This is a genomic window from Streptomyces sp. HUAS 31 (assembly GCF_028198125.1).
GTDB classification, from domain to species: domain Bacteria; phylum Actinomycetota; class Actinomycetes; order Streptomycetales; family Streptomycetaceae; genus Streptomyces; species Streptomyces chartreusis.
Genome location: NZ_CP116353.1, coordinates 1,630,915 through 1,656,735 on the forward strand (window position 1 = coordinate 1,630,915; position 25,821 = coordinate 1,656,735).

The 25,821-nt window shown below is 71.3% G+C and carries 16 protein-coding genes; 8 read left to right on the forward strand and 8 right to left on the reverse strand.

The annotated features are described in order from the left end of the window. The first annotated feature begins 155 nt into the window (after positions 1–155). The 5 genes from PGH47_RS07035 (at position 156) to glpK (ending at position 6,368) form a co-directional block, all read left to right on the forward strand. Positions 156–581, forward strand: a complete 426-nt coding sequence (locus PGH47_RS07035) for a Zn-ribbon domain-containing OB-fold protein (RefSeq protein WP_271667999.1) — start codon at positions 156–158, stop codon at positions 579–581. Continuing rightward, positions 578–1,768, forward strand: coding sequence for a lipid-transfer protein (locus tag PGH47_RS07040; RefSeq protein ID WP_271662725.1), 1,191 nt, complete (start codon positions 578–580; stop codon positions 1,766–1,768). Before PGH47_RS07035 ends, PGH47_RS07040 begins: the two co-directional genes overlap by 4 nt. 177 nt (positions 1,769–1,945) lie before the next feature. Next, positions 1,946–3,595: an EAL domain-containing protein gene (locus tag PGH47_RS07045; protein WP_271662726.1), complete on the forward strand. Its 1,650-nt coding sequence runs from the start codon at positions 1,946–1,948 to the stop codon at positions 3,593–3,595. A gap of 513 nt (positions 3,596–4,108) precedes the next feature. After that, complete coding sequence (locus PGH47_RS07050; RefSeq protein WP_150504289.1) at positions 4,109–4,834, forward strand: MIP/aquaporin family protein; 726 nt, start codon at positions 4,109–4,111, stop codon at positions 4,832–4,834. A gap of 22 nt (positions 4,835–4,856) precedes the next feature. Continuing rightward, positions 4,857–6,368: a glycerol kinase GlpK gene (gene glpK / locus PGH47_RS07055; RefSeq protein WP_176577895.1), complete on the forward strand. Its 1,512-nt coding sequence runs from the start codon at positions 4,857–4,859 to the stop codon at positions 6,366–6,368. 119 nt (positions 6,369–6,487) lie between these two features. Here the strand turns inward: glpK and PGH47_RS07060 are convergent, their stop codons facing one another. The 5 genes from PGH47_RS07060 to PGH47_RS07080 are packed head-to-tail and all read right to left on the reverse strand — an operon-like array spanning position 6,488 to position 14,464. Next, on the reverse strand, positions 6,488–7,093 hold the full coding sequence (locus PGH47_RS07060; RefSeq protein WP_030947268.1) for a GTP-binding protein: 606 nt from the start codon (positions 7,091–7,093) through the stop codon (positions 6,488–6,490). Continuing rightward, positions 7,074–10,724: a hydantoinase B/oxoprolinase family protein gene (locus PGH47_RS07065; RefSeq protein ID WP_271662727.1), complete on the reverse strand. Its 3,651-nt coding sequence runs from the start codon at positions 10,722–10,724 to the stop codon at positions 7,074–7,076. Before PGH47_RS07065 ends, PGH47_RS07060 begins: the two co-directional genes overlap by 20 nt. A gap of 24 nt (positions 10,725–10,748) precedes the next feature. Further along, on the reverse strand, positions 10,749–11,144 hold the full coding sequence (locus PGH47_RS07070; protein ID WP_107909450.1) for a DUF742 domain-containing protein: 396 nt from the start codon (positions 11,142–11,144) through the stop codon (positions 10,749–10,751). Between the two features lie 9 nt (positions 11,145–11,153). Next, positions 11,154–11,591 (reverse strand): roadblock/LC7 domain-containing protein, encoded by a 438-nt coding sequence (locus PGH47_RS07075; RefSeq protein WP_107909449.1) that lies wholly within the window; start codon positions 11,589–11,591, stop codon positions 11,154–11,156. After that, positions 11,588–14,464 carry a nitrate- and nitrite sensing domain-containing protein gene (locus tag PGH47_RS07080; RefSeq protein ID WP_271662728.1) on the reverse strand — a complete coding sequence of 959 codons (2,877 nt, stop codon included), beginning with the start codon at positions 14,462–14,464 and terminating at the stop codon, positions 11,588–11,590. Before PGH47_RS07080 ends, PGH47_RS07075 begins: the two co-directional genes overlap by 4 nt. 403 nt (positions 14,465–14,867) lie before the next feature. On the opposite strand from PGH47_RS07080, the gene PGH47_RS07085 reads away from it, so the two are divergent. The 3 genes from PGH47_RS07085 (at position 14,868) to PGH47_RS07095 (ending at position 18,516) form a co-directional block, all read left to right on the forward strand. Next, positions 14,868–15,494: a hypothetical protein gene (locus PGH47_RS07085; protein WP_333937990.1), complete on the forward strand. Its 627-nt coding sequence runs from the start codon at positions 14,868–14,870 to the stop codon at positions 15,492–15,494. 211 nt (positions 15,495–15,705) lie between these two features. After that, positions 15,706–16,866, forward strand: a complete 1,161-nt coding sequence (gene solA, locus PGH47_RS07090) for an N-methyl-L-tryptophan oxidase (protein WP_271662729.1) — start codon at positions 15,706–15,708, stop codon at positions 16,864–16,866. 69 nt (positions 16,867–16,935) lie between these two features. Next, positions 16,936–18,516 carry an APC family permease gene (locus PGH47_RS07095; protein WP_271662730.1) on the forward strand — a complete coding sequence of 527 codons (1,581 nt, stop codon included), beginning with the start codon at positions 16,936–16,938 and terminating at the stop codon, positions 18,514–18,516. Positions 18,517–18,550: 34 nt separating this feature from the next. On the opposite strand, the gene PGH47_RS07100 is transcribed toward PGH47_RS07095, so the two are convergent. The 3 genes from PGH47_RS07100 to PGH47_RS07110 all read right to left on the reverse strand — a co-directional run bounded on the left by PGH47_RS07100 (position 18,551) and on the right by PGH47_RS07110 (position 25,736). Continuing rightward, positions 18,551–23,197, reverse strand: a complete 4,647-nt coding sequence (locus PGH47_RS07100) for a hypothetical protein (protein WP_271662731.1) — start codon at positions 23,195–23,197, stop codon at positions 18,551–18,553. A gap of 66 nt (positions 23,198–23,263) precedes the next feature. Further along, positions 23,264–24,154: a hypothetical protein gene (locus tag PGH47_RS07105; RefSeq protein WP_271662732.1), complete on the reverse strand. Its 891-nt coding sequence runs from the start codon at positions 24,152–24,154 to the stop codon at positions 23,264–23,266. 55 nt (positions 24,155–24,209) lie between these two features. Further along, positions 24,210–25,736 carry a hypothetical protein gene (locus PGH47_RS07110; protein WP_093745290.1) on the reverse strand — a complete coding sequence of 509 codons (1,527 nt, stop codon included), beginning with the start codon at positions 25,734–25,736 and terminating at the stop codon, positions 24,210–24,212. Between the last annotated feature and the right edge of the window lie 85 nt (positions 25,737–25,821).

Consider the following 25,821-nt stretch of genomic DNA (forward strand, 5'->3'; position numbering starts at 1 on the left):
TATCAGGTGTCCGGTCCGCCGGGGAAGCGATCGGGTGCGCTTCCTTCCGAAGGGCGCATCCGGCGCCCTGCCGTTGTCCGGCCGGCCGTGGCACACTTCTGACGATCCGTCAGATCGCTTCGCCGGGAGGGTATATGCCACGCACGCGTACGCCTGTGGTCGCCGGGTGGTTCGCCGGTGATGGAGAGGACTTCCGGCTGATCGGCACTCGTTGCTCTGCGTGTACGTCGCTGTTCTTCCCTCGGGAGGACAGCAATTGCCGCAACCCGGCCTGCCACGGCGGTGAACTGGAGGAAGTCGCGCTGTCGAGGCGGGGGCGCGTCTGGTCCTTCACGGACAGCCGGTACCGACCTCCGTCACCCTATGTGACCGATCCGGAACTTCCGTGGGAGCCGTACACGTTGATCGCTGTGGAGCTGGAATCCGAGCGCCTCGTGGTGCTGGGACAGGCGGCTCCCGGGGTCACCGTCGCCGATCTGACGGTGGGCATGGAGGTGGAGGTCGTTCCTGGAGTGCTCCATGAGGACGCGGAGACGACCTGGACGACCTGGCAGTGGCGGCCGACGGGGGTGACGGCATGACGGACGATGTGGCGGTGCTAGGCGCGGGCATGCATCCGTGGGGCAAGTGGGGGCGGAACTTCGTCGAGTACGGCGTGGCAGCGGCACGCGCGGCGCTGGCCGACGCGGGCCTGGAGTGGCGGGACATCGGGTCGATCGTCGGCGCGGACACCGTGCGGGGCGGTTATCCGGGATACGTGGCCGGAGGCACGTTCGCGAAGGCGCTCGGCTGGCAGGGTGCCCGGGTCGCGAGCGTGTACGCGGCGTGCGCTTCGGGGGCGCAGGCGGTCAACACCGCGCGGGCGCAGATACTTTCGGGGCTCGCGGACGTGGTGCTCGTGGTGGGCGCCGACGCGGCCCCCAAGGGCTTCTTCCGGCCGGCGGGCGGCGACCGTCCCGACGATCCGGACTGGCTGCGGTTCCGTGTCCTCGGTGCGACGAACCCCACTTACTTCGGGCTGTACGCGCGTCGGCGGATGGCGGTGCACGGGGACACCCCCGAGGACTTCGCGCAGGTCAAGGTGAAGAATTCCGCACTGGGCGCGCTCAACCCCAACGCCCGCTACCGAAAGGCGGTCACCGCCGACGAGGTCGCCGCCTCGGCCGTGGTGGCCGATCCGCTGCGGCTGCTCGACATCTGCGCGACGTCGGACGGGGGTGCGGCGCTCGTGCTGTCCGGAATGGACTTCGCGCGTCGGCACGGAGTCGCCGATCCGGTGCGGATCCGGGCCGTCTCCACGGTGACGCCGCGCTACCCCAACACCGTCTTGGACCTGCCCGACATCGCGACGGACTCCGCGGCGGCGGTACAGCCGGCGGCCGGGACGTTCAGGGAGTCGATCGCCCGCGCGGCCTACGAGGAGGCGGGAGTCGGGCCCGAGGACCTGTCCTTCGCGGAGGTCTACGACCTTTCCACCGCGCTGGAGTTGCAGTGGTACGAGGACCTCGGGCTGTGCGGCGAGGGAGAGGCCGCGAAGCTGCTGAGAGAGGGCACGACGGCGCTGGGCGGACGCATACCCGTGAACGCGAGCGGCGGCCTGGCCTCCTTCGGCGAGGCCGTCCCGGCCCAGGCCATCGCCCAAGTATGCGAGCTGACATGGCAGTTGAGGGGCGCCGCGGGTGACCGCCAGGTCGCCGGTGCTCGGGTGGGCATCGCCGCGAACCAGGGGCTCTTCGGGCACGGGTCGGCGGTGGTCGCGGTGCGCTGAGAGCAGGGTGCGTCGGCTGTGGACCATGCCCGCGCGGGTGGTCGTACCGGCGTCGCATCGGCCCCGCTCGCGCCCTGGCGATCAGCATTTGTCTACGCAGCGTGAGCGGGCCGGAATCCTGCGTGAACGTCTCATGAACTGGGCTCGGGCGGACTCCAGCGGCGCAATCATGCTCCCGTGCACTCCTGGACGGATACTCTCCGCTTCGCCTTCCAGCCGGTGGTCAATCTGACGACGGGCGGGGTCGCGGGGCTGGAGATACTGGCCCGCCCGGAGACCGGCGACGTCCTGGCCGAGGCGCGCCGCGATCCCGAACTCGACGGCCAGCTCGCCGTGCTGGCGTTCCGCGCGGCGGCTCGCAAGGAGACTCTGCTCCCCCTGTACGTCAACGTGTTCGCCGCCACCCTCGGCGACCTCGGTGGACTGACGCCGCTGCACGACGCCGTCCGCGCCGCGGGGCGGCTGCCGTGGGAGGTGACGATCGACATCGGTCCGCCGTACACGCACGTGCCCCAGCAGGCGCTCCTGGAGGCGGTCGGCGCGCTGCGGGACCAGGGGTTCCGGATCAGCGCGGACGGCGTCGGCGACGGCGACGTCCCGCTGCGGCTGCTCACCGACATGTCGCCGGAGCTGGTGAAACTGGACGCGTCCCTGCTGGGGCGGCCGGCGGCAATCGGTTCGATGCGGGCGCTGTGCGAGCAGCTGGGAGCGCTCGTGTGCGTCGAGGGGGTGGAGACGGAGCTCCAGTGCGCGGCGGCGCGAGAGGCGGGTGCGCAGCTGGCCCAGGGCGAGCTGTTCGCCCCGCCGGCCCGGCTGCCCGCGGCGGAGGTATACGTTCCGCCACGCTCGAACGGACTGGCGGTGACGCCTCGTTCCGGGCCCTCGGTACGCGAGTTCGTGCGGCCGGCGGCACTGCTGCCCGCCACGGCGTCGGCCGGGCAGGTGCGGGCGCTGCTGACCGGCTCCCCGGACGTGTCCGGGGTGCTGCTGGTGGACATGTACGGCGTCCCGGTGCGGTCGGTGCATCGCTCCCGCTTCCTGCTGTCGATGTTGGGCCGCTACGGCCATGCCCTGTACGCCGACCGGCCCGCGGCCAAGCTCGGTGATCCGCCGCGCACGGTGGGCGTCGACGCCACGGCGTGGGAGGTACTGGACGTGGTCGCCGACGGCGGGCGGGACCGCACCTCGGACGACGTCGCCGTGGTCGACCGGTTCGGCCGGTGCGTCGGCGTCGTACGGCTCGCGGACCTCGTGCGGGCGCTCGCCGAGAACCGGGTGGAGGAGGCTGCAAGGCTCAACCCGCTGACGCGGCTGCCGGGATCCGACGCGATCACCGGTGAGGTGGACCGGCGGATCGCGGACGGGCGGAGATTCGCGCTGAGCTGGCTGGACGTGGACCACTTCAAGCAGGTCAACGACGGGGCCGGGTTCGCGGCCGGCGACGAGCTGATCAGGTCGGTCGGACGGGCGCTTCAGCACGTGGCGACGGACAGCACCCGCGTCGGCCACATCGGCGGGGACGACTTCCTGGTGCTCGCGGATCCGGAGGGGCTGAATCCACTGGCCGCCTCGGTGCTGGACGCGCCATGGTCGGCGGGAGGACGCGCCATCACACTGTCCCTGGCCACGGTCCTGTGCGAACCCGGGAGCGTGACGGACCATCGGCAGGCCGCCTCCTGTCTGGCGCCGCTGAAGAAGGCCGCGAAGTCGTTGCCGGGGGCGAGCTGGGTCCTGGGGCGCGCGGGACTGCCGGGGCACGAAATCCTGCGCGGAGCGGAAGCGGCGCCTGCAGCCGGTTGCGCGGTGGCGGAGCCCGGCAGGGGGTGAGACGCTTTCCCCACGAGGTCAGCGGTGGCCGAAAGGCACCCGTGGGCCTCAGCACAGCAAGGCAACAGCAAGGCAACAGCAATGGCCTTCGACCCTTGTCGAGTCCAGCAGGAACTGGCCCGCCTGCCGGCCCCGGCGGGGCCTAGAGTCCCGTCCCTGTCCCGTCTCACTTCCGAGTGGGCGTGCCCGGAGCGCGGAAGGCGTGGGCCCGTGAGCCGTCGGCACACCCCGAACCGTTGGCGTCAGCGACCTTGACGCCCCTTTGACACCGGTGAACACTTCCCGGTGTCAGCCGACATCGCCGTACATTCTCGGCGTATCCACGCACTGCGCCGCGCGGTTCCGCCTGTGCAAAGGCCCTCCCCCACGGGCGATTCGGCTGCGACGGCACGCTCGTCACGGACGCCGGGCGGGGCTCGGGACCCTCCCTGCCTTCGTCTGAAGTCGCCATGGGAAACGCACCCCGCACGAAGAACCGGGGCCGATCGTCCCGGCCAGGGCCTAGGAGCAGCCATGAGCAACGGAGACATTTTCCTCGGTGAGGTCATCGGCACCGCGATCCTGATCCTCTTCGGGGCCGGCGTCGTAGCCGCAGTCCTACTGAACTACTCCAAGGCAAAGGACGGTGGCTGGATCGTCATCGCCTTCGGCTGGGGTTTCGGCGTCATGGCCGGCGCGTACACCGCGGCCCCGCTGTCCGGCGGACACCTCAACCCGGCCGTGACGATCGGGATCGCCATCGACACGGGGGTCTGGGACAAGGTCGGCATCTACATCGCCGGCCAGATGGTCGGCGCGATGCTCGGCGCGGTGCTGTGCTGGCTGGTCTACTTCGCGCAGTTCCAGGCCAACCGCGACGAGAAGATCGCCCAGCCGACGCTCGGGATCTTCTCCACCGCGCCCGCCATCCGAAATCCCGTCGCGAACCTGATCACCGAGATCATCGCGACGATCGCGCTGGTGCTGCCGATCCTGGCGTTCGGCCTGACCAAGGGCCTCGCCCTGTCGGGCACGGGGATCCTGATCGTCTCGTTCCTGGTGGTCGGCATCGGTCTGTCGCTCGGCGGTCCCACGGGGTACGCCATCAACCCGGCCCGTGACCTGGGCCCCCGCATCATCCACGCCCTGCTCCCGATTCCCAACAAGGGCGGCTCGGACTGGAGTTACTCGTGGATCCCGGTCGCGGGACCGCTGATCGGCGGGGTGCTGGGCGGGGTCATCTACAACGCAGCGTTCTGAAGGATCCGACGAAGGGGACGTCATGACGGACAAGTTCGTCGCCGCAATCGACCAGGGCACGACCTCGAGCCGCTGCATCATCTTCAACCAGGACGGCGCCATCGTGGCCGTCGACCAGCGCGAGCACCGCCAGATCTTCCCCAAGCCCGGCTGGGTGGAGCACGACGCCACGGAGATCTGGTCCAAGGTGCAGGCGGTGGTCGCCGGGGCGATCGCCAAGGCGGGACTGCGCACCGACCAGCTCAGCGCGCTCGGCATCACCAACCAGCGCGAGACGACGGTCCTGTGGGACCGCGCGACCGGCAAGCCGGTGCACAACGCGATCGTGTGGCAGGACACCCGCACCGCGGCACTGTGCAACCAGCTCGGCGGCTCGGACGGCCAGGACCGGTTCCGCGAGCAGACCGGTCTGCCGCTGGCCAGCTACTTCTCCGGCCCCAAGGCTGCCTGGCTGCTGGACAACGTGCCCGGCCTGCGGGATCGCGCCGAGCGCGGCGAGATCGCCTTCGGCACCATCGACTCCTGGCTCATCTGGAACCTCACCGGCGGCACGGACGGCGGGCGCCACGTCACCGATGTGACGAACGCCGGGCGCACCATGCTGATGAACCTGGGGACCCTCCAGTGGGACTCCTCGATCCTGTCCGCCATGAACGTGCCCGAGGCCATCCTGCCGGAGATCAGGTCCTCCGCCGAGGTGTACGGCACCGCCGTCGGCCAGCTGGCCGGGGTCCCGGTCGCCTCGGCCCTGGGCGACCAGCAGGCGGCCATATTCGGTCAGGCCTGCTACGACGTCGGCACCGCGAAGAACACCTACGGCACCGGTAGCTTCCTGCTGCTCAACACGGGCAACCGGCCGGTGCCGTCGAAGAGCGGGCTGCTGACGACGATGGGCTACAAGATCGGCGACGAGGCGCCGGTGTACTGCCTGGAGGGTGCGATAGCCATAACGGGCGCGCTCGTCCAATGGTTCCGCGACCAGCTCGGCATCATCCGCACCGCCGACGAGATCGAGCCCCTCGCGGAGAGCGTCGAGGACAACGGCGGCGCGTACATCGTGCCCGCCTTCTCCGGCCTGTTCGCTCCGTACTGGCGCTCGGACGCGCGCGGCGTCGTCACCGGTCTGACGCGCTACGTCACCAAGGCGCACCTCGCCCGCGCGGTGCTGGAGGCGACGAGCTGGCAGACGCGCGAGGTCGTGGACGCCATGTACCAGGACTCCGGCGTCGAGATCACGACCCTGAAGGTCGACGGTGGCATGACGAAGAACAACCTCCTCATGCAGCACCAGGCCGACGTACTCGGCGTGCCGGTGATCCGGCCCAAGATCTCCGAGACGACGTGTCTGGGCGCCGCGTACGCGGCCGGGCTGGCCACGGGCGTGTGGAACGACCTGGACGAGCTCAAGGCGCACTGGGCGAAGGACGCCGAGTGGACGCCCACGATGACCGCCGAGGTGCGTGACCGCGAGTACCACAACTGGCGCAAGGCGGTGGAGAAGAGCTTCGGCTGGGAGGAGGACGGCCAGAGCTGAGGCAGGCGCCGAGAGCGGCACACGCGTGCGTGCGTCCGACGTGAGCCACGCGCGTGTGCCCCTGGCCCACGGCCCGTACCCCGGTCGGCGGGGGTACGGGCCGTGTCCGTGAGCGGGGTTCAGGTCGTCACGGTCTGCCGGTGGCTCGCCTGGAAGGCCATCGCGTGCTGGACGACACCGATGAGGATCTCCTTGACGGACTCCCGGTCGCGGGCGTCGCACAGCACCAGCGGTACGTCGGGGTCGAGATCGAGGGCCTGCCGGATGTCGTCGGCGGGGTAACGGTCGGCGCCCTCGAAGCAGTTGACGCCGACGAGGAAGGGTATGCCGCGCCGCTCGAAGTAGTCGATGCCGGCGAAGGAGTCCTCCAGGCGCCTCGTGTCGGCCAGGACGATGGCGCCGAGGGCACCCTCCGACAGCTCGTCCCACATGAACCAGAACCGCTCCTGGCCGGGCGTGCCGAAGAGGTACAGGACCAGGTCCTCGCGCAGGGTGATGCGGCCGAAGTCCATGGCCACCGTGGTGGTGCGTTTGGCCTCGACACCGCTCGTGTCGTCGACCGGACGTCCGGCCTCGGTGAGCAGTTCCTCAGTGCGCAGCGGCCTGATCTCGCTGACCGCGCCGACGAGGGTGGTCTTGCCCACGCCGAAGCCGCCGGCCACCAGGATCTTGAGCGTGACGGGCTCGACCGGAGGCTTCCCGCGCTCAGAACGCCCGAAGATCATCGATCTCTTCTCCTGCTTGATGGGGGTCGCGCGACGGTGGGCCGTAGCCTCCGCCGCCGGGGGTTTCGATGACGAGTACGTCGCCGGGGCCGACGTCCGCGGAGTCGCTGCCGGCGAGTGCGGTGACCGTGCCGTCCGCGTGCTCGACACGGTTGGCTCCCAGTGCGCCGGGCTCGCCGCCGGCCATGCCGTAGGGCGGGACGCGGCGGTGCTGGGACAGCGTGGAGACGGTCATGGGCTCGTGGAACCGCAGGCGGCGTACGGCGCCGTCCCCGCCGTGCCACCGACCGGCGCCGCCGCTTCCGTGCCGGAGCGCGAACTCGTCGAGTTGGACGGGCAGTCGCCATTCCAGCACTTCGGGATCGGTGAGCCGTGAGTTGGTCATATGGGTCTGGACGACGGGCGCGCCGGGGAAGCCGTCGCCCGCGCCTGATCCGGAGGCCACGGTCTCGTAGTACTGGTGGCGTTCGTTGCCGAAGGTGACGTTGTTCATGGTGCCGGAGCCTTCGGCCTGGACGCCGAGGGCTGCGTAGAGGGCGCCGGTGATGGCCTGGGAGGTCTCCACGTTGCCCGCGACGACCGCGGCCGGGGGCTCGGGGGCGAGCATGGAACCGGGCGGCACGATGATGTCGAGGGGTCGCAGACAGCCGTCGTTGAGCGGGATGTCGTCGGCGACCAGGGTGCGGAAGACGTACAGGACCGCCGCGTTGACGACCGAGAAGGGCGCGTTGAAGTTGGTGGCGAGCTGCGGTGAGGTGCCGGTGAAGTCGACGGTGGCGGTGCGGGCGGCGCGGTCCACGCGCACGCGGACCCGGATGACCGCGCCGGAGTCGGTCTCGTAGGCGTACTCGCCGTCGTCGAGGGCGTCGATGACGCGGCGGACCGCTTCCTCGGCGTTGTCCTGGACGTGCCGCATATAGGCCTGGACGACGTCGAGGCCGAAGTTCTCGATCATTCGGGCGACTTCGTCGACGCCCTTCTGGTTGGCCGCGATCTGGGCGCGCAGGTCGGCGAGGTTGGTCCTGGGGTTGCGGGAGGGGTATCGCGCCTCGGTGAGCAGGCGGAGGGTCTCCTTCTCGCGGAAGCGGCCGTTCTCGGCGAGCAGCCAGTTGTCGAAGAGGATTCCCTCCTCCTCGATGCTGCTGCTGTTCGCGGGCATGGAGCCGGGCGCGATGCCGCCGATCTCGGCGTGGTGGCCGCGTGCGGCGACGTAGAAGAGGATCCGTGTCTCACTCTCCGTGTTCGCCGTACCGCCCGTGTCGAAGACCGGTGTGATCACGGTGACGTCGGGGAGATGGGTGCCGCCGTGGTACGGGTCGTTGACCGCGTAGGTGTCGCCCGGGCGCATTGCGGAGCCGCGGCGCCGGATGACCTCCTTGACGCTCGTGCCCATCGAGCCCAGGTGGACGGGGATGTGCGGGGCGTTGGCCACCAGATTCCCGTCCGGGTCGAAGAGCGCGCACGAGAAGTCCAGGCGCTCCTTGATATTGACGGACTGGGCCGTGGATTCGAGGCGGGCGCCCATCTGTTCGGCGATGGACATGAAGAGGTTGTTGAAGACCTCGAGCAGAACCGGGTCCGCTTTCGTGCCGAGATCGGAACTCTCCGTAATCGCCACGCGTTCCATGACCAGATGCCCGTCGTCGGTCGCCACGGCTTGCCAGCCGTCGTCCACGACGGTCGTCGCGCTGGCCTCGGTGATGATCGCCGGGCCGGTGACGGTTTCGCCGGGAGGGAGGAACTCACGGCGGTGGAGGGGTACTTCGCGCCGGGTGCCGCCGGTGTGGAGGCGGACGGTCCGGGGTGCGGCCGGGCTGTCCTCGGGGGCGGCCTCGTATGGGGCGAGAGCGGAGAGATCGGGGGGTTCGGTGATGCCGGTGGCTTCGACGGAGAGGGCTTCGACGACGATCGGGCGGTCGAGCGTGAAGGAGTACGTGGCGCGATGACGTTCTTCGAAGGCGCGCCGCATCGTGTCGGGCTCGGTGAGTTCGACGGTGAGGGTGGTGTCGGTGCCGTCGTAGCGGAGTTGGGCGCGTCGGGTGATCCTGACGCGGTCCTCGGGGACGTCCTCGTCGAGGAGTTCGGAGCGGGCGGCGGATTCGAGGTCGTCCGCGGTCTTCAGGACGCCGGGCATCGACGCGGCATCGAGGGGGACTTCCACGGACTGTTCGCGCATGGCCGTCGTGTCGGCGAGCCCGATGCCGAGCGCGGAGAGCACGCCGGCCATGGGCGGCACGAGGACGGTGCGGATGCCGAGCGAGTCGGCGACCATGCACGCGTGCTGTCCGCCCGCGCCACCGAAGGTGGTGAGGGCGTAGCGGGTGACGTCGTGGCCCTTCTGGACGGAGATCCGCTTCACGGCGTTGGCGATGTTGGCGACGGCGATCTGAAGGTAGCCCTCGGCCACCTGCTCGGGGGTGCGGTCGTCCCCCGTCCGCTCGCGGATCTCGCGCGCGAGGGCGGTGAAGCGGTCGCGGACGAGGGCGTCGTCGAGGGGCTGGTCGCCGTCGGGGCCGAACACCTGCGGGAAGTGCGCGGGTTGGATGCGGCCGAGCATGACGTTGGCGTCGGTCACGGCGAGCGGTCCGCCGCCCCGGTAGCAGGCGGGCCCGGGGTCCGCGCCCGCCGAGTCCGGCCCTACTCGGTAGCGGGAGCCGTCGAAGTGGAGCACCGAGCCGCCGCCGGCCGCGACGGTGTGGATGTCCAGCATGGGGGCGCGCAGCCGGACTCCGGCGATCTGGGTGGTGAAGACGCGTTCGTAGTCGCCCGCGAAGTGCGAGACGTCGGTGGAGGTGCCTCCCATGTCGAAGCCGATGACCCGGTCGAACCCGGCGAGCTGCGACATGCGGGCCATGCCGACGATGCCGCCGGCGGGTCCGGAGAGAATGGCGTCCTTGCCGCGGAACTGCCCGGCTTCGGCGAGACCGCCGTTCGACTGCATGAACATCAGCCGCACGTCTTCGAGCTGGTCAGCGACGTGCTGGACATAGCGGCGCAGCACGGGCGAGAGGTAGGCGTCGACGACTGCGGTGTCCCCGCGCGGGACGAGTTTCATCAGGGGGCTGACCTCGCTGGACAGCGAGATCTGCGGGAAGCCGACGCGGCCGGCGAGTCGGCCGACGGCCTGCTCGTGGGCTGGATGGAGGTGGCTGTGCATGCAGACCACGGCGACCGCGCGGATCCCGTCGTCGTACGCCTCCTGGAGAGGACCGGCGAGGGCGTCCAGGTCGGGGGTGCGCAGGACGGTGCCGTCGGCGGCGATGCGCTCGTCGACCTCGACGACCCGCTCGTACAGCAGCTCGGGCAGCTCGATGCGGCGGGCGAAGATGCGGGGGCGGTTCTGGTAGGCGATGCGCAGGGCGTCGCGGAAACCGCGGGTGACCACCAGCAGGGTCCGCTCGCCCTTGCGCTCAAGGAGCGCGTTCGTGGCGACCGTCGTGCCCATGCGGACGGCCTCGATGGGGTCCGGGGAGCTGTCCAGCAGCTCTCGTACGCCCGCCACGGCCGCGTCGGAGTAGCGCGCCGGGTTCTCCGACAGGAGCTTGTGCGTCAGCAGGCGGCCGTCCGGGCGTCGCGCGACGATGTCCGTGAAGGTGCCGCCACGGTCGACCCAGAACTGCCAGCCTGTCACGTCACTACCCCGCTTCCGCGCCGCTCACAGCGCCCGCAGGCCGTTGATCACGTCGCGCAGAATACTCTCGTCCACCAGCTCGGCAGGCGGTACGGGCCGGTTCACATGGACGAATTCCCCGTCCACCAGGTCACCGACGAGAACCCGCACGACTCCGATGGGCAGATCGAGTTCGGCGGAGAGTTCCGCGACGGACTGCGGGGCGTCACGGCACAGCTCGACGATGTCCACGTGTTCCGGGGACAGTGTCGAGTCGGCGTCCGGGTCGTCCGCGTGCGCTTCCGCGACGACCACCGCGATCAGGTCGAGGCGGTGCTGGGCCGCACTGGTGGTGCGGCCGCGCGTCATGGCGTACGGACGGACGACCGGTCCTGCCTCGTCGTCGAACCAGTGGCTTCTTCCCTGACCGTCAGCGCTCATGCCATCCCACTACCCGCCCGAGGTCAGATCGGTGCGCGGAGTGGAGGCCAGATGTACGCCGACCCGCTTGACGAGGAGCGTCATCTCGTACGCGACCTGGCCGACGTCGGAGTCGGCGTCCGAGAGCACGGCGAGACAGCTGCCGTCGCCGGCCGCCGTCACGAACAGGAAGGCTTCGTCCAGCTCGACGACCGTCTGCCGGACGCTGCCCGCCTCGAAGTGGCGGCCCACGCCCTTGGCGAGACTGTGGAACCCGGACGCGACGGCGGCCAGGTGCTCGCTGTCCTCACGGGTCAGGTCCTTGGACACACCCGTGGGCAGGCCGTCGCCGGAGAGCACGAGGGCCTTGCGGATGCTGGCGACACGGTCCACCAGGTCGTCGAGGAGCCAGTTGAGCTCCCCCGACTGATTCGTCGCGGTGTGGCCGGTCGCCTCTGGTGCGGTCATCGACCGTCCCCCTTAGTCGTTCGTTGTGGTGCTGTGCCGCTTTGGGCGTCGTCGCCCGCGGCGTTCTCCGTGCGGCCGCGCTGCCAGCCGCGTTGGAGTGAGGCCATTCGGCTCCGTACCTCGTCCGCGTCCCGTTCCACGGGCTCCGGCTTGTCCTCGGTGCGCCGCGCGGGGCCCTGCCTGAGCTGGGGAGCCAGGTTGGCCTGCCGTACGCGTCGGGGCAGCGCGCCCGCTCCGGAGCCGGTCGGCGGTTGCGCGCCGACCGGGTCGGGTGCGGAGTCGTCGGTGCCGCCGGACGCGATGGCGGGGCGGTGGGTGCGCCTGGGCAGTGCTGGTGGCTCCGGCCGCTCACCACGATCCCGCGCCGGCTGCTCACCGCGGTCCCGGGCGCCGGCGGACGGGATGCCGGGGTGCTCCTGGCCGTGGTCGTGCCCGTCGGCCGCGCCGCCCTGGGGCCCGGTGCCGCGGCGCCGGGTCGGTAGCGGTGCGAGGCCGTTCGGCTGCGGTCGGCTCGGGCTCGCCGGGGGCTCCGGGTCGGCCTTCTCACGCCGGGAGCGCTGCTCCGTGACGGGGCGCCCGTGTGAGCTGACCAGCTTGGGTGTGCTGCGGCGGGGCAGCGGCACCGGGGCGCTCATGTCGGCTTCGGGGCCGGTCTGCTCCGGGCCGCCGGGGATGCCGGAGGCCGGGTGCTGCTCGCCGGGCGAGCCGGTCGTCTCGGTCTCCGTGGGGCCGAGGGCTCGGCGCGGGCGGAACAGGCCGCCGCGATCGCCGTCCTCGTCGTCGAGATGGTCCGGGAAGCCGCCGAGCGCGTCGAGGTCGACGGGGGCTTCCAGCTCGACCGGGCCGTCCAGGAGCGAGGTGGGCAGGCCGGGCACGCGGACCGGTACCTGGGAGAGGGCCGCGCGGCGCGCCTCCTCCAGCTCCGCTTCCTTGGACGGGGCGGGCCGGTCGAGACGGAAGCCGATGCCGTTGGTGTCGGGCACGTCGTCGGTGAGCAGCGCGTCGGGGATGAAGACGACGGCGGTGGTGCCGCCGTACGGCGACGGCTGGAGAGAGACGCGGACGTTCTGGCGCTGGGCGAGACGGCTGACCACGAAGAGACCGAGCCGATCGGTGTCGGACAGTTCGAACTCGGGCGTCTCGGCGAGCCGGAGGTTGGCGTCGAGGAGGGCCTCGGCGGCCATGCCCAGGCCGCGGTCGTGAATCTCCAGGGTGAAGCCGTTGGCGACACGCTCGCCCAGAACCTGGACGGCGGTGTGCGGCGGGGAGAACACCGTTGCGTTCTCGAGGAGTTCGGCGACGAGGTGGGTTATGTCCGCGACGGCCGGGCCGGTGACGGCGACACGGGGCAGTCGGCGCACCTCGATGCGCTCGTAGTCCTCGACCTCGGCGACTGCGGCACGCACGACGTCCATGAGCTGGACGGGCTTGCGCCACTGCCGGGAGGGGGCGGCGCCGGAGAGGATCACCAGGCCCTCGGCGTGACGGCGCATACGGGTGGTGAGGTGGTCCAGGCGGAACAGGTCGGCGAGTTCGTCGGTGTCCTCGGTCCGGCGTTCCATGGTGTCGAGGAGGGTGAGCTGTTTGTGCAGGAGGACCTGGCTGCGGCGGGCGAGGTTGACGAAGACCTCGGAGACGCCGGCACGCAGTTCGGCCTGCTTGACGGCGGCCTCGACGGCGGCTCGCTGGAGGGTGTTGAGGGCCTGGCCGACCTCGCCGATCTCGTTCTTGTCGTACTCCAGGCGCGGGACCTCGGTCTCGACGTCGACCTGTTCGCCGGCGGAGAGGCGGCGCATCACGCTGGGCAGGCGCACGCCGGACGCCTCGTGGGCCTCCAGACGGAGCTGCCGCAGGTCGCGGATGAGGCTGCGGCCGATCCGTACCGACAGGACGAGCGAGAACAGCAGCGCGAGCAGACCGAGGACGCCGGCGATGGCGGCCTTGACGATGACGCCCATCGCGACCGGCTGGACGCGCTCCTGATAGCGGGTGCCCGCCTCGTCGTTGAGCTTGCTGAGCTCTTCGAGGACGCTGCCGGCGGCGGTGTCCCAGCTCTTGGCCTCGACGATGCTGGGCCGGCCCGGCTGGCCGAAGATGACGGCCTGTTCGGCGACGCGCAGCGGGGCGGTGGAGGCGTTCTTCCAGAAGCGTTCGAAGCGCTCGCGCTCCGACGACGGCAGGTCGGTGAGGCTGACGTCGTACATGACGGTGCGCTGGGCCACGAGGTCGGAGACGTCGCGGATCTCCTCGCGGGTGAGCTTGCCGACCACGAGGGCGGAGCTGAGCAGCGCGTCCTCGCGGGAGAGGAGCTCACGGGCGCGGGTGACGTTGAGCAGGGCGCGTGCCTGCTTGTCCATCGCGACACTGTCGACGCCGTCGAGGGCACCCAGCAGTGCGTAGCAGGGGTCGACGAGTCGGTTGTAGAGATAGAGGGCCTGGGCGCGGGTCACCGTGCCGTCCTCGACGCTGCGGCGCAGGGCGTTGATGCCGTCGAAGGCGTCCAGGACCGCGGTGAGGCGTTCCTCGTCGCCCTCGTCCATCCCGTCACGGACGTCGGGGTCCTTGGCGTTCCTGCGGATCTCGGACACGGCGGCATCGGTGGAGCGCCGGGTGACGCGCAGCGCCGTCAGTGCGTCCGAGGCCCGCGGGTCGGCGAGATAGACGAGCGCCTGACGGCGCTCCTGCTGGAGGACGCGCACGGCGTCCTCGGTGGAGTAACCGATCTTCTCGACGAGGGACGACACCGTGAACAGCTGGGCCACACCTCGCCCCGTGAGCACCGTGGCGAAACCCCAGATAGCGGTCAGGGACACCAGCGGCACGAGAAGCAGCGCCACCATCTTCCGGCGGATCGACTTCCCGCGAAAGCGCATGGCCTCCCCCAGCTCAAACCCCCCACCGGGCAGGGGGCACACCTGTGCGTCAACAGTCGGCGCGAGCCTACTACCGACGCACAGGTAACTCGAAGAGCGGTCCGGAACCTGAACTTCCGTACCGGCGACGAGACATGTGGAGTTGTCCGTTCATTACGGGAGATTGCCTACCGCCATCCCGTGGCACCCCGAGGGAGGGAACCAGCCGGTTTCTCTGGCCAGTTGGCCGGATTTTTATCATTCCCGGGAATCTTCGGGCCGCGCCGTTCGTCCTTCTGTACGGGAAATGGGGGCGGAATGGGCCACAGGAGCCGCATCCTGCCCCTGGGCGGCGTAAAACAGCGCAAGCCGGGCAGCCACTGGGGAGCCGGGTCTCCGGACCCGGGCAAGGGGTCTGCTGGCGGTGGGGAGTGACACGGTGATGGGCACGGCGGAGCGGCGTGAGGCGCTTGAGGACGGCATCACGACGCATGAGAGGGCGCGGCGTGGCCCCGAAGCGCTGGATCGCGACATTCCGGCGAGCGGGCGCACGGAGACGGTGAGCCGTGAGATTCCGGAGGGCACACGCGTGTTGACGGCGGACGGGGACGACGCTGACGTGGCGGCCGACGGCGACCGGACGCCCGGGGGCTGGTCGGGGTACCGGCCGTTGTGGGTGGAGGAGCCCGCGCCGCGGCGCCGAATGCCGGATCCGGTGCGCAGGTCGGCGGTGCGGGCCGTACTGATCATCGCGTTGACGCTGATACAGGCGATGGTCGCCTTCCTGTGCACGCTGGCGGGGTCGTGGCTGGCGTTCCCGATGGTGATCAGCAGTGTCGTCAGCACCGTGGTGGCCACCTGGGGCGCCCTCGACGTCTGGGTGACCCGCCAGGTCTGGAACCAGCGCAACGGCGTGGTTTCGGCACCGAGCAGCACGGCGCGCTCCCTGCGACGCGAGCGGCGCCGAGCCCGGCAGCTGGCGCGGGAGGCCGAGCGCGCGCAGGAGCGAATAGGCCGGCGGGGCAGGACCGGGCGGTTGTCGCACTCCTGAGTACGGTCGGATCGGACCGCGGTCGCAGAGCCGGTCCGCGCTGGGACGGCCGGTGCCCTCTCCCATCTGTTGGGGCACGTCGTACGGTTGCTGATGGCCGCAAGGCCCCGGTCACCGTCGTCGAAGGTGCGGGAGAGGCACTCGCCGAAGTGGCACTTCTCGGCTCCAGGTCGGTCCGGAGACGATCCGCATCCGCCGACAGGAGCCTCCCGTGTCCCCCACCTACGACGTGATCGTCATCGGCCTCGGCGGCATGGGTAGCTCGGCCGCCCACCATTTGTCCGCGCGCGGCGCCCGGGTGCTGGGGCTGGAGAAGTTCGGCCCCGTGCACGACCGCGGCTCCAGCCACGGCGGCTCACGGATCACCCGGCAGTCGTACTTCGAGGACTCGGCGTACGTCCCGCTCCTGCTGCGCGCCTACGAGTTGTACGACGACCTGGAGCGGGCCACGGGAAGGGACATCGCCACCCTCTGCGGTGGTGTGATGCTCGGCCAGCCCGATTCACGCACCGTCGCCGGCTCGCTGGGTTCGGCGCGGGAGTGGGATCTGCCGCACGAGATGCTCGACGCGAAGGAGATCCGCCGCCGCTTCCCGACGCTCGCGCCGAAGGACGACGAGGTGGCGCTGTACGAGAGGAGGGCCGGTTTCCTGCGGCCGGAGAACACGGTTGCCGCGCATCTCCAGTTGGCCACCCGGCAGGGTGCCGACCTGCACTTCGACGAGCCGATGACGCGCTGGGAACCGTACCGGGACGGCGTGCGGGTGCACACGGCCGAGAACACCTACACGGCGGAGCAGTTGGTGATCTGTCCGGGCGCGTGGGCACCGCAGCTGCTGGCCGATCTGCGGGTGCCGTTCTCCATCGAGCGGCAGGTCATGTACTGGTTCCAGCCGAAGCGGGGCACGGATCCGTTCCTCCCCGAGAACCACCCCGTCTACATCTGGGAGAACTCGGCCGGAGTTCATGTATATGGCTTCCCGGCCATCGACGGATCGGACGCCGGAGCCAAGGTCGCCTTCTTCCACAAGGGGGAGGTCACGACGCCGGAGACGATCGACCGGACCGTCCACGAGGACGAGATCCGGGCCATGGCGGACCATCTGTCCGGCTGCGTCCCGGACTTGCCGGGCACCCTCCTCAAGGGCGTGACCTGCATGTTCTCCAACACGGCCGACGAGCACTTCGTGATCGCACGGCACCCGGCGCACCCGGAGTCGGTGACGGTGGCCTGTGGGTTCTCCGGGCACGGATTCAAGTTCGTGCCCGTCGTCGGGGAGATCCTCGCCGACCTCGCACTGACGGGTGCCACCGAGCATCCCATCGGCCTGTTCGACCCGGCTCGTCTCATTGACACTGTCCTGCCGCACTGACACTGTCCTTGATCCACGCAGCCGCCCGAGCCGCTCCCTCCCCCACTTCGGCCCATGAGGAGTCCGCTCATGTCGACAACGGAGCAACCAGCCGGTTCCCACGGTCATGACGACACCGAGCTCGCCGAGTTCGGCTACAGACCCGAACTCAAGCGCACCCTCGGCAACTTCCACACCTTCGCCGCCGGGATCAGCTACATCTCGATCCTGACCGGCACATTCCAGCTGTTCTACTTCGGATACGGCAGCGGCGGTCCCGCCTACTGGTGGTCATGGCCGATGGTGTTCATCGGCCAGTTCATGGTCGCCCTGTGCTTCGCGGAGCTGGCCGCCCGCTATCCGGTGGCGGGCTCGGTCTACAACTGGTCGAAGAAGATAGGCAACCCGCATCTGGGCTGGCTCGCCGGCTGGATGATGCTGGTCGCGTCCATCGTGTCGATCTCCGCCGTAGCGCTGGCCTACCAGTTGACGCTCCCCCAGATCTCCTCGGCGTTCCAGATCGTCGGGGACGGCACCGGCAAGTACGACGTGGCCACCAACGCGGTCGTCCTGGCCGCGGTGCTGATCCTGTTCACCACGCTGGTGAACGCCTTCGGCGTGAAGCTGATGGCGAGGATCAACACGGCGGGTGTATTCATCGAGTTGATAGCCACCGTCGTACTGATCGTGCTGTTCGCCGTACACATCACGCGTGGCCCCCAGGTCGTTCTGGAGACGAACGGGACCGGGGCGGACTACGGCACGGGATATCTGGGGGCGTTCCTGGTCGCCTCGCTGGCGTCGGCGTATGTGATGTACGGCTTCGACACGGCGTCCTCCCTCGGCGAGGAGTGCCTGGACCCGTCCCGCAACGCGCCACGAGCCATCATCCGCGCCATCGTTGCCTCGTTCGTCCTGGGCGGTCTGATCCTGCTGCTGGCGCTGATGAGCGTCTCCAGCCTGAAGGGCGAGAAGCTGTCGACGGACGGGCTTCAGTACGTCGTGCTCGACGTGCTCGGTCCCACGGCCGGCAAGGCGATGCTGTGGTGCGTGCTGATCGCGGTCACGGTGTGCGCGCTCGCGGTCCATACGGCGGCGATCCGGCTGGCGTTCGCGATGGCCCGCGACAACAACCTGCCGGCGTCCTCGCGCCTGGCGAAGGTCAGCCCGCGGTTCCAGACGCCGGTGCTGCCGACCGTGATCATCGGAATCCTGGCGCTGTCGATCCTGGTGGTGAACATCCGCCAGCCGCAGATCTTCACCGTCGTCACCAGCATCGGCATCATCATGATCTACCTCGCCTACCTCGGTGTCACGACGCCGATGCTGGTGGCGCGGCTGCGGGGCAGGTGGCAGCCGGCGGGGGACGGGAAGTTCTCGCTGGGGCGTTGGGGGCTGCTGGTCAACATCGTCGCCGTGGTGTGGGGCGCGGGCATGACGTCGAACCTGATCTGGCCGCGCGCCGCGGTCTACAACGCGGCGGCTCCGTACCACTGGTATCTGCGCTGGGGAGCGGTGCTGTTCGTCGCCGTCATCGCGGGCGGCGGCTTCGCCTACTACTGGTTCGTCCAGCGCCACCGGACGGGCGTCCTCGCCGAGCACAGCCTGGAGGGCACGGCGAAGCAGGCCGCACCCGGCGACGGTCCCGTCGTCACGTCGGCGGCGGACTGAGCGGCCCCGCCGCTCAGTTCACCGTCCGCTCACGTCACGGTGTCGCGGGTGCCGCCGGGCGCTTGAACATCCGGGTCGCCGTGATCTCGCTGTGCACCGCCTCCCCCGCCTGGGGCTGCTGGGGAAGCCCCGGGCGGAGGTGCTCCTCGACACTGATGTACTTCAGGCCCGCCCGCAGGTCGGCGTCGTTGCGCAGGCGGATGACCAGCGGGAACTCGGCGAGCGCGGTCGTGTCGAACAGGCCGGTGGTGTAGAGGAGCTGGACGCCGAGCGCGTCGGACACCGCGCGCTGAAGCTCCAGCAGGTAGGTCGCGTTGGCGCGCCCGATGGGGTTGTCGAGGAAGAGCGTGCCCGCGTGCCGGTGCTTGTCCCGGCCCCGGTCGTTGCTGCGGAGCGCGGCCATCGTGCAGTACAGGGCGATGGCGGCCGTGAGCAGCTGACCGCCCGAGAACACGTCGCCCATCTGTCCGACGGGCACGCGCTCGGCGCGCAGTACGGCGTCCGGCTTGAGGATCTCGACGGCGATGCCCTTGGGCTGGAGCGCCGCGGCAACTCCCCTCAGAAGCAGCGACATTCCGTCGCGTCGCAGGTCGGAGTTCTTCTTCACGGCCGCGCGGGTCGCCTCGTCGACGACCTCGCCCAGCCGTTCGGTGAGGGTGGCCTGGTCCGGCTCCTCGAAGCGGATGCGCAGGAACTCCTGTCCGGACCACTCGCCGAGCCCTTCGGGCAGCCGGGACAGACGCTGGGCGGACCGCAGGGTGGCCAGCGCCGACTCGACCAGGCCGCGCAGTCGGTCGACGATCGAGTCGCGGTTGCGCTCCAGCTGCGCCAACTCGTCGGTGAGCACCCGGAGTCGGGGCGCGAAGGCGTCCGCCCACTTCTGCGCGTGCTCGGGCAGCGCGGCGGCGGGCAGTTCGCGGATCTGCTGACGGGCGGGGGTGCGGACCTGCTCGTAGCGGGTGGAGTTGGCGTGTCGTACGAGCACGTCGCTCGCCTCGCGCACGGCGGCCTCGGCGGCGGACAGGTCGGCGGCGCAGCCGCGCAGCGACCGGCGGGCCTCGGCGGCGGAGTGCCGGGCCTCCTCGGGGCTGCCGGGGTAGGCCTCCGGCTCGTCCTGCTCCTCCTCGGAGGTGTGCTCGCGCAAGAGGTCGCGCAGCATCGCGGCGATCTCGTCGAAGCCACCGGCCGCGTCCTCGGCGCCGCGGTGGGCTTCGAGGAGCTCGGCGTGCGCCTCACGGGCCTGCGTCAATGCTTCGGTGCGGGAGGCGAGTTCGGTCGTCGCGGTGCGCAGCAGGGCCTGTGCGTGGTCGGCGGCGCGCGGCTGGAGTTCCTCGGACAGCTCGGTGTGCGCCTCACCGTCCTCGGGGGCGTGCCGCTCGGCCTCGCCGCGCAGCCGGCCGAGCTGTTCGCTGGCGCTGGACATGCGGGTCTCCAGGAGCTGGACCAGCTCCTCGGCGCGCGCGGAGGCGGCCTGCCTGGAGGGTCCGTCGGAGCCGTCCGGCGACTGCAGGAGTTGCTCGGCACGGGTGCGGACCTTGTTGCTCAGCCGGTCCAGCTCCGCGCGCGCCGCGCTCTCGTCGCTCTCCGCGCGGGCCTGCTCAGCGCGCAGGTCGGCGCCGACGCCGACCTTCTCGTACACCTGGGACGCGGCCCGGTACGCCTCGCGCAGCGCGGGCAGGGACGTCTTCGGCGCGTCGGTGTCCGTGTCCGTGTCGGGTACGTCGTCGGGGGCGCCCGCGATCTCCGAGCGCTCGGCGCGCAGGGCTCGCGCGGTGCGGCGCGCGTCGTCGGCCGCGCGCTGGGCGGCGCGGCGGTCCTCGTCGGCGGCGCGGGCACGCTCCAGGCAGGTCTGGGCGCGGGCCTCGGACTCGACTGCCTCGTCGGCGAGTTCGCGCACCTTGACCTGCCAGCCGGCCCGCTCGCGCAGCCGGAACGCCAGCCCCGCCAGGGCGTCGGCGGAGCGCCGGGCCTTCTGCGCGGTCTCCTGCCGCTCGTCGCGGACCTGGGCCGCCTCGGCGGCGGCTTCGTCGGCCTCGGCCCGCACCGTCCGTGCCTCGGCGAGCTCGGCCTCGGACTCGTCGGCGAACGCGCGCGCCTCCCCGGCCGTCTGCGCCAGCTCCACCAGCCGTCCGTCGGGGCAGCCGGTCCGCCACGAGGCGAGCCGGGCCGCGAGCTCACGGTCCTTGCCGAGCCGTGCGGCGAGGCCGCGGATCTCCTCGTCCCGCTCGGTCACCCGCGCGCGCAGCGCCTGGCGCTCCTCGTCGGCGGCGAACTCGTCGTGCATGGCCGGGTTCGGAGGTACGAGGAAGACGTCGCCGTCCGAGGCGTCGCCGGCCGGAGTCGGGGCGAGCAGGGCGGCGGCCGTGCCCACCGCGACCGCGGACCGGGGCAGCAGGGCCGCATCGCCCAGCACCTCGCGGGCGCGCGCGTGCGTGGCCGGGTCGGTGATGATCACGCCGTCGACCAGCTCGGGCCGGGCGGCCAGCACGCGTGCGTGGTCGGTGGGGTCGACGGCCTGGGCGAGGTAGCGCCAGCCGGGCAGCGCCGGGATGCCCTGCTCGCCGAGGAACTCCACGGTCGCCAGCACGTCGGGACCGGGCGGCAGCAGCCCGCCGTCGCCCAGCGCGCCCAGGATCCGGGCGTCGTCCGCGGCTGCCGTACGCAGTTCGAAGAGCTGACGCTCGGCGGCGGAGACGGCGTCGTCGAGCAGCTCACGCAGTTCGCCGGCGAACCGGTCCAGCTCCTCGGGGGTGAGGGCGCTGACAGCGGCCGGGGTGTCGTTGCCGTCGTCACCGTTGCGAGGTGCGGGCACCGGACCGCGCTTCACACCCGACTCACCGGTCAGGCTGAGCAACTCGGCCAGCCGTTCCTCGGCCGCAAGCCCCTCGGCGAGCCGTCGCTCGGCGTCGTAGGCACGGTCCGCCGCCGTCGCGGCGTCCGCCGCGCGGGCCGCCGTCAGTTCCGCGCGGGACTCGGTCGAGGCCGCTTCGCGCGCGTGCTCCGAAGCACGCCGGGAGGCCTCGCGGGCCGTGTCCCAGGCGGCGACGGCGCTCTTCTCGGCGTCGCTCGCCGCGAGGGCGGCGCGGGCCGGGTCGGCGTCGGGCGCGCTGTCGTCGAGCCAGCCAGCGCGGACGGCCTCGGCGGTCTCCTGCTCGACCTCGGTCAGGCGCTGCCGGAGATGCCCGACCTCGCTGCGGGCGCGCTGCGCGTCGGTGGCGGCGGCGGTGGAGTCCGCGTAGGCGGACTCGCCGACCTCCTGGAGGGCGGCGGAGCGCTCCTCGCCCTCGTTGGCGAGGGCCTCGGCGCTCTCCGCCGCGGCGTGCAGGGCCCGTACGAGATCGACGGCGGCCTTGGCGCGGGCGGCCAGCGCGGGGGCCGCGTCCCGCTCGGCCTCCTGGATCGCGGCGGCAACGCGTGCGACACGGTCGGAGGCGGCCCGGTGCCGCAGGACGGCCTCGGCGGCCTGCCAGGCGGAGTGCAGGGTGCGGGCGTCGGCGAGCTCGCGCTTCTGGGCGGCCGCGGACTTCTCGGCCGCGGCGAGCGCCAATGAGGCGTGCCGGTAGGCGAGTTCGGCGGCGATCAGCGCGCTGCGCTCACGGGCCGCCTCGGCATGGGTGACGGCGTACGCGGCGGCGGTGACCCGCTGGGCGAGGTCGGCGGCCCGCACCCGCTCCTGGACGCCCCGCGCGGACAGCCGCCGGGCCAGGGTCCGGGTGCGCCGCTCGGCGCCGGCGTGGATGTCACGCGCGCGTGAGCGTGTCTCGGCGGCCTCGACGATCCGCCCTAGCAGATCGACGGACCCGGCGGTGAAGTCCCGCTCGGCGATCAGCTCGGCACGCCGGCCCAGCTTGTTGCCGAAGCCGCCGACCAGGTCGGCGAGGCCGTCGGTGTCGCGCGTGTCGGTCACTGCCCGCAGCAGCAGGTCGGTGAAGTCGGAGTCCTTCTTGACCGCGAAGAGGCCGGCCGCCTCACCCTCGTCGGCGTTCATCTCGCGCTGGTAGCGGAAGAGTTCGGGGTCGAGGCCGAGGTCGCCGAGGTGCTCGATCCAGCGGTCGTGGATCTCCTCCCAGTGCACCTCCAGATGCGGATACGCCTTGCCCGCCTCCGTGATCGCGTCCCGGAAGCCCTTCATGGTGCGGCGGCGGCCCTGCGCGCCGGACTGGCCCTCGACGGGTGCCCGTACGGCGGTGGACTCGGCGACGGGCAGGTTGTCCAGGGACAGCCCGGGGCCGGGCCGGAAGGAGTACCAGGCCTCGGCGAACTTCCGCGGGTCGTTGGAGACCTGGCGTCCGCGCCACTCGCTCACCTTGCCGACCACGACGCACTCGCCGGTGAGCGTGTGCTGCCATTCCAGGGCGACGTGCCCGCAGTCGTCGGCGAGCAGGAACTTCCGCAGAACGCCGGAGCTGGCGCCGCCCAGGGTGTTTCGGTGGCCCGGCAGCATCACGGAGAAGATCAGCTTGAGCAGGACCGACTTGCCGCCGCCGTTCTCCAGGAAGAGCACGCCTGCCGGGGCGGGCCGGCGCGGCGGGCCGACGGGCTCCTCCTCGAAGAACTCCGCCTGCGTGGGCGCGGGGTCGGGCACCGGCTCGCCCACGCCGCGCAGGTCAAGCACGGTGTCGGCGTAGCGTGCACCGGCCGGTCCGATGGAGTAGAGACGGACCCGGGACAGCTCGTACATGGCGGACTCTCGTAAGTCTTCGGCAGATCGGGGAAGTTCGGGGAAGCCCAGCAGCTTCGGTGGGCCTCAGGAGGCTCCGGCCGAGTGGAACGGCAGCCCGGCGTCGGCCACCAGCTCCAGGTCGTCCGTCTCCTCCGCGGGCAGCAGGGTCGCGGTGCCGTCGGTGACCGGGACCACGCCCAGCTCCAGCAGCTCGGCCATGGCGGCGCTGCCGGCCATGTCCCGCACCTGGAGCTGGTAACGAGCGGTGGTCCGATAGGTGCCGCCGTTCTCGTCGCCGGTCCGCTGGAGGAACCCGGAGTCGGTGAGGAAGGCCGCGGCCTTGCCGACGATGCCGGTGGTGGAGCCGGCGAGCCGACGCGCGTCCTTGGTGGCGCCCGTCGCGCTGCGTCTCACCCAGATCCGCCAGGCGGCCTCCAGGCCGGGCGCGTCCGTGGCGGGGTCGGTGTTCTCCCCCTGCTCGTCGGCCCGCTCCTCAAGGCGACGGCATGCCTGCCGGACGAAGGCGTCGACGCCGTTGACGGTGACGCGTCCGATGTAGCCGTCGTCGGCGAGGTCCTCGGGCCGCGGGAACGCCATGGCGGCCACGGCGAGATGGGCCAGCCCGTGCAGGAAACGGTCGCTGCCGTCGGCGGACGTACGACGCGCGTAGTCGCCCATGCGGACGGCGAACACGGAGTCCTCCGCGGCGGTCACCGCCATCCCCGCGCGCGGGGACACCTCCAGCACGACCAGCCCGAGCCCCGCGGCCACGGCGTCCGCGAGCCGCGCGAACGGCGGGTCCTCGCGGTACCGGCGCAGCAGATCGGTGTACTCCTGGTCGCGCGCGGGCTGCAGCTTGGGCTGGAGCCCGAAGGCGACGAGCCGCGCCGCGTCGGCGGCGTCGGCGGGGGTGACGGCGGCGGTCGCCGACGGGGCGGCGGCCTCCGGTTCACTCCGATCGACGTGCTCGGTCACGGTTTCGGCTCCTCGGTGTGGTGGTGCTGGTCGTTCGTGCGGTGCTCGAAGCGGCTCATGCTGCTTCCGTTCTGCCGGCCGCCATCCCCACGGCGTCCAGCAGGGCCGTGCCGACGATGAGGTCGGCGCCGCCGAACTCGGGGTCGTCCAGCTCGGTCCCGTCGTCCACGGCGAACAGCAGCTTCTCCTCACCCTGCCGATAGGCCGTGCCGACCGGCGGACTGGCGGCGTGAACCGCCAGCAGAGCGACGAGATAGGGCAGGTCGGGGTCCTGGCGACGAGCCTGCGCCAGCAGCCCCGACAGCCGGCGCGGCGCGTCGGACGGCAGGTCCAGCAGCTCCATGGCGGCGGCGAGCTGCTCCTCGCTGAACCGGCTGTCGTCCGGCGTCGCGATGAGGTCGGGCTCGGGCATCTCGGCGCCCAGATGCTCCCGCTCCACGGGCGGCGTCAGCAGTATGTCGACGAGATCGGCCACCCGGACCGACACCGGCGTACGCAGCCCCGTCCCGCGCGCGAAGTAGGCGTCCGTGACCCGGACCGCCTGCTCCAGCGGCAGCGGGAGCACCGGTGAGACCAGGTGGCCATAGAGGTCGATCCCCGATGTGGTCATGGGCGTCGCGAAGGCCTGCCGGTCCTGTTCGGCGCGGAAGAGGGGGCCGGCCTCCAGCAGGCGGGACTGCAGCTGGGTGTGCCGTCGGATGCAGTCCTTGACGATGTCGACGAGCTCGGCCGCGCGGCGCTTGTGCTCCGCGTCCTCGGTCTCGTCGCGTGCCTTGCGGATGTTGGTGAGGATCGCGTTCTCGTGGCGGTACCGGTCGGCGACGTGGTCGAGGGCCTCGGCGATCATGTCGGGGACGGAGTTCAGCCAGTCGACCGCCCGGACGTTGCGCCGGGTCGCGTCCAGGGCGCGGCGGAGCGTCTCGGAGTACTGCACGGTGCGGTAGCGGGCCTGCTCGGCGGCGAGCTGGGCGTCGGCGAGGCGACCGCGGTTGATCAGCACCTCGAGCTTGACCTCGGCGGCGATCTGCGCGCTGGTGACGTCGGTGTCGAGGGCGCCGACCAGGACGTTGACCGCCTCGTCGGTCGTCCGGAGGTACACGGTGCCGCCCGGCCCCGGGACCTCCTCGATCAGCTTGAAGTCGTAGTCACGGCGGACATAGCTGCCGTCCGGCGCGAACGTGCCGTACACGGCCCGGAAGCCGCGGTCCACGCTGCCGACGTTGATCAGGTTCTCCAGGACCCAGCGGGCCACCCGCTCGTGCTCGGCGACGGGGCGGCGCGGGGCCTGGGCGGCGATGCGGGGGATGAGGCGGGCGACTATCTGGTCGTGGTCGGCGCCGGTGTCGAAGTCCATGTTGAGGGTGACCAGGTCGATGGCGGCGAGTGCCACCTCGGCCATGCCGTACACCGAGTACTCGCCGGCGAGGTTGGCCTTGCGCGTGTCGAGGTCGTGCAGCGGCGCGGTGCAGGCGAGCGCGCGCAGCCGCCGCGCCAGCCCCTCGTCGGCGGCCGGGCCCGGAGCAGGGCGCGGCCCCGCGCTGAGCTGGGGCGGAACACGGTCCGTCGATGCAGGCGAAGTCACGGTGCACAGACTAGGTCCTCGGTCTGACAACGAACCAAACGACAGCACTCCGCCGGTTGAGCCGAGAATCGGTTCGTTTTCGTGT

What these genes read in the sequence shown, in the direction of transcription:
- PGH47_RS07100 (WP_271662731.1), bottom strand. Translation starts at nt 23,197, where the DNA reads ATGTACGAGCTGTCCCGGGTCCGTCTCTACTCCATCGGACCGGCCGGT.
- PGH47_RS07040 (WP_271662725.1), top strand. Translation starts at nt 578, where the DNA reads ATGACGGACGATGTGGCGGTGCTAGGCGCGGGCATGCATCCGTGGGGC.
- PGH47_RS07075 (WP_107909449.1), bottom strand. Translation starts at nt 11,591, where the DNA reads ATGACCGCACCAGAGGCGACCGGCCACACCGCGACGAATCAGTCGGGG.
- glpK (WP_176577895.1), top strand. Translation starts at nt 4,857, where the DNA reads ATGACGGACAAGTTCGTCGCCGCAATCGACCAGGGCACGACCTCGAGC.
- PGH47_RS07060 (WP_030947268.1), bottom strand. Translation starts at nt 7,093, where the DNA reads ATGATCTTCGGGCGTTCTGAGCGCGGGAAGCCTCCGGTCGAGCCCGTC.
- PGH47_RS07095 (WP_271662730.1), top strand. Translation starts at nt 16,936, where the DNA reads ATGTCGACAACGGAGCAACCAGCCGGTTCCCACGGTCATGACGACACC.
- PGH47_RS07070 (WP_107909450.1), bottom strand. Translation starts at nt 11,144, where the DNA reads ATGAGCGCTGACGGTCAGGGAAGAAGCCACTGGTTCGACGACGAGGCA.
- PGH47_RS07050 (WP_150504289.1), top strand. Translation starts at nt 4,109, where the DNA reads ATGAGCAACGGAGACATTTTCCTCGGTGAGGTCATCGGCACCGCGATC.
- PGH47_RS07080 (WP_271662728.1), bottom strand. Translation starts at nt 14,464, where the DNA reads ATGCGCTTTCGCGGGAAGTCGATCCGCCGGAAGATGGTGGCGCTGCTT.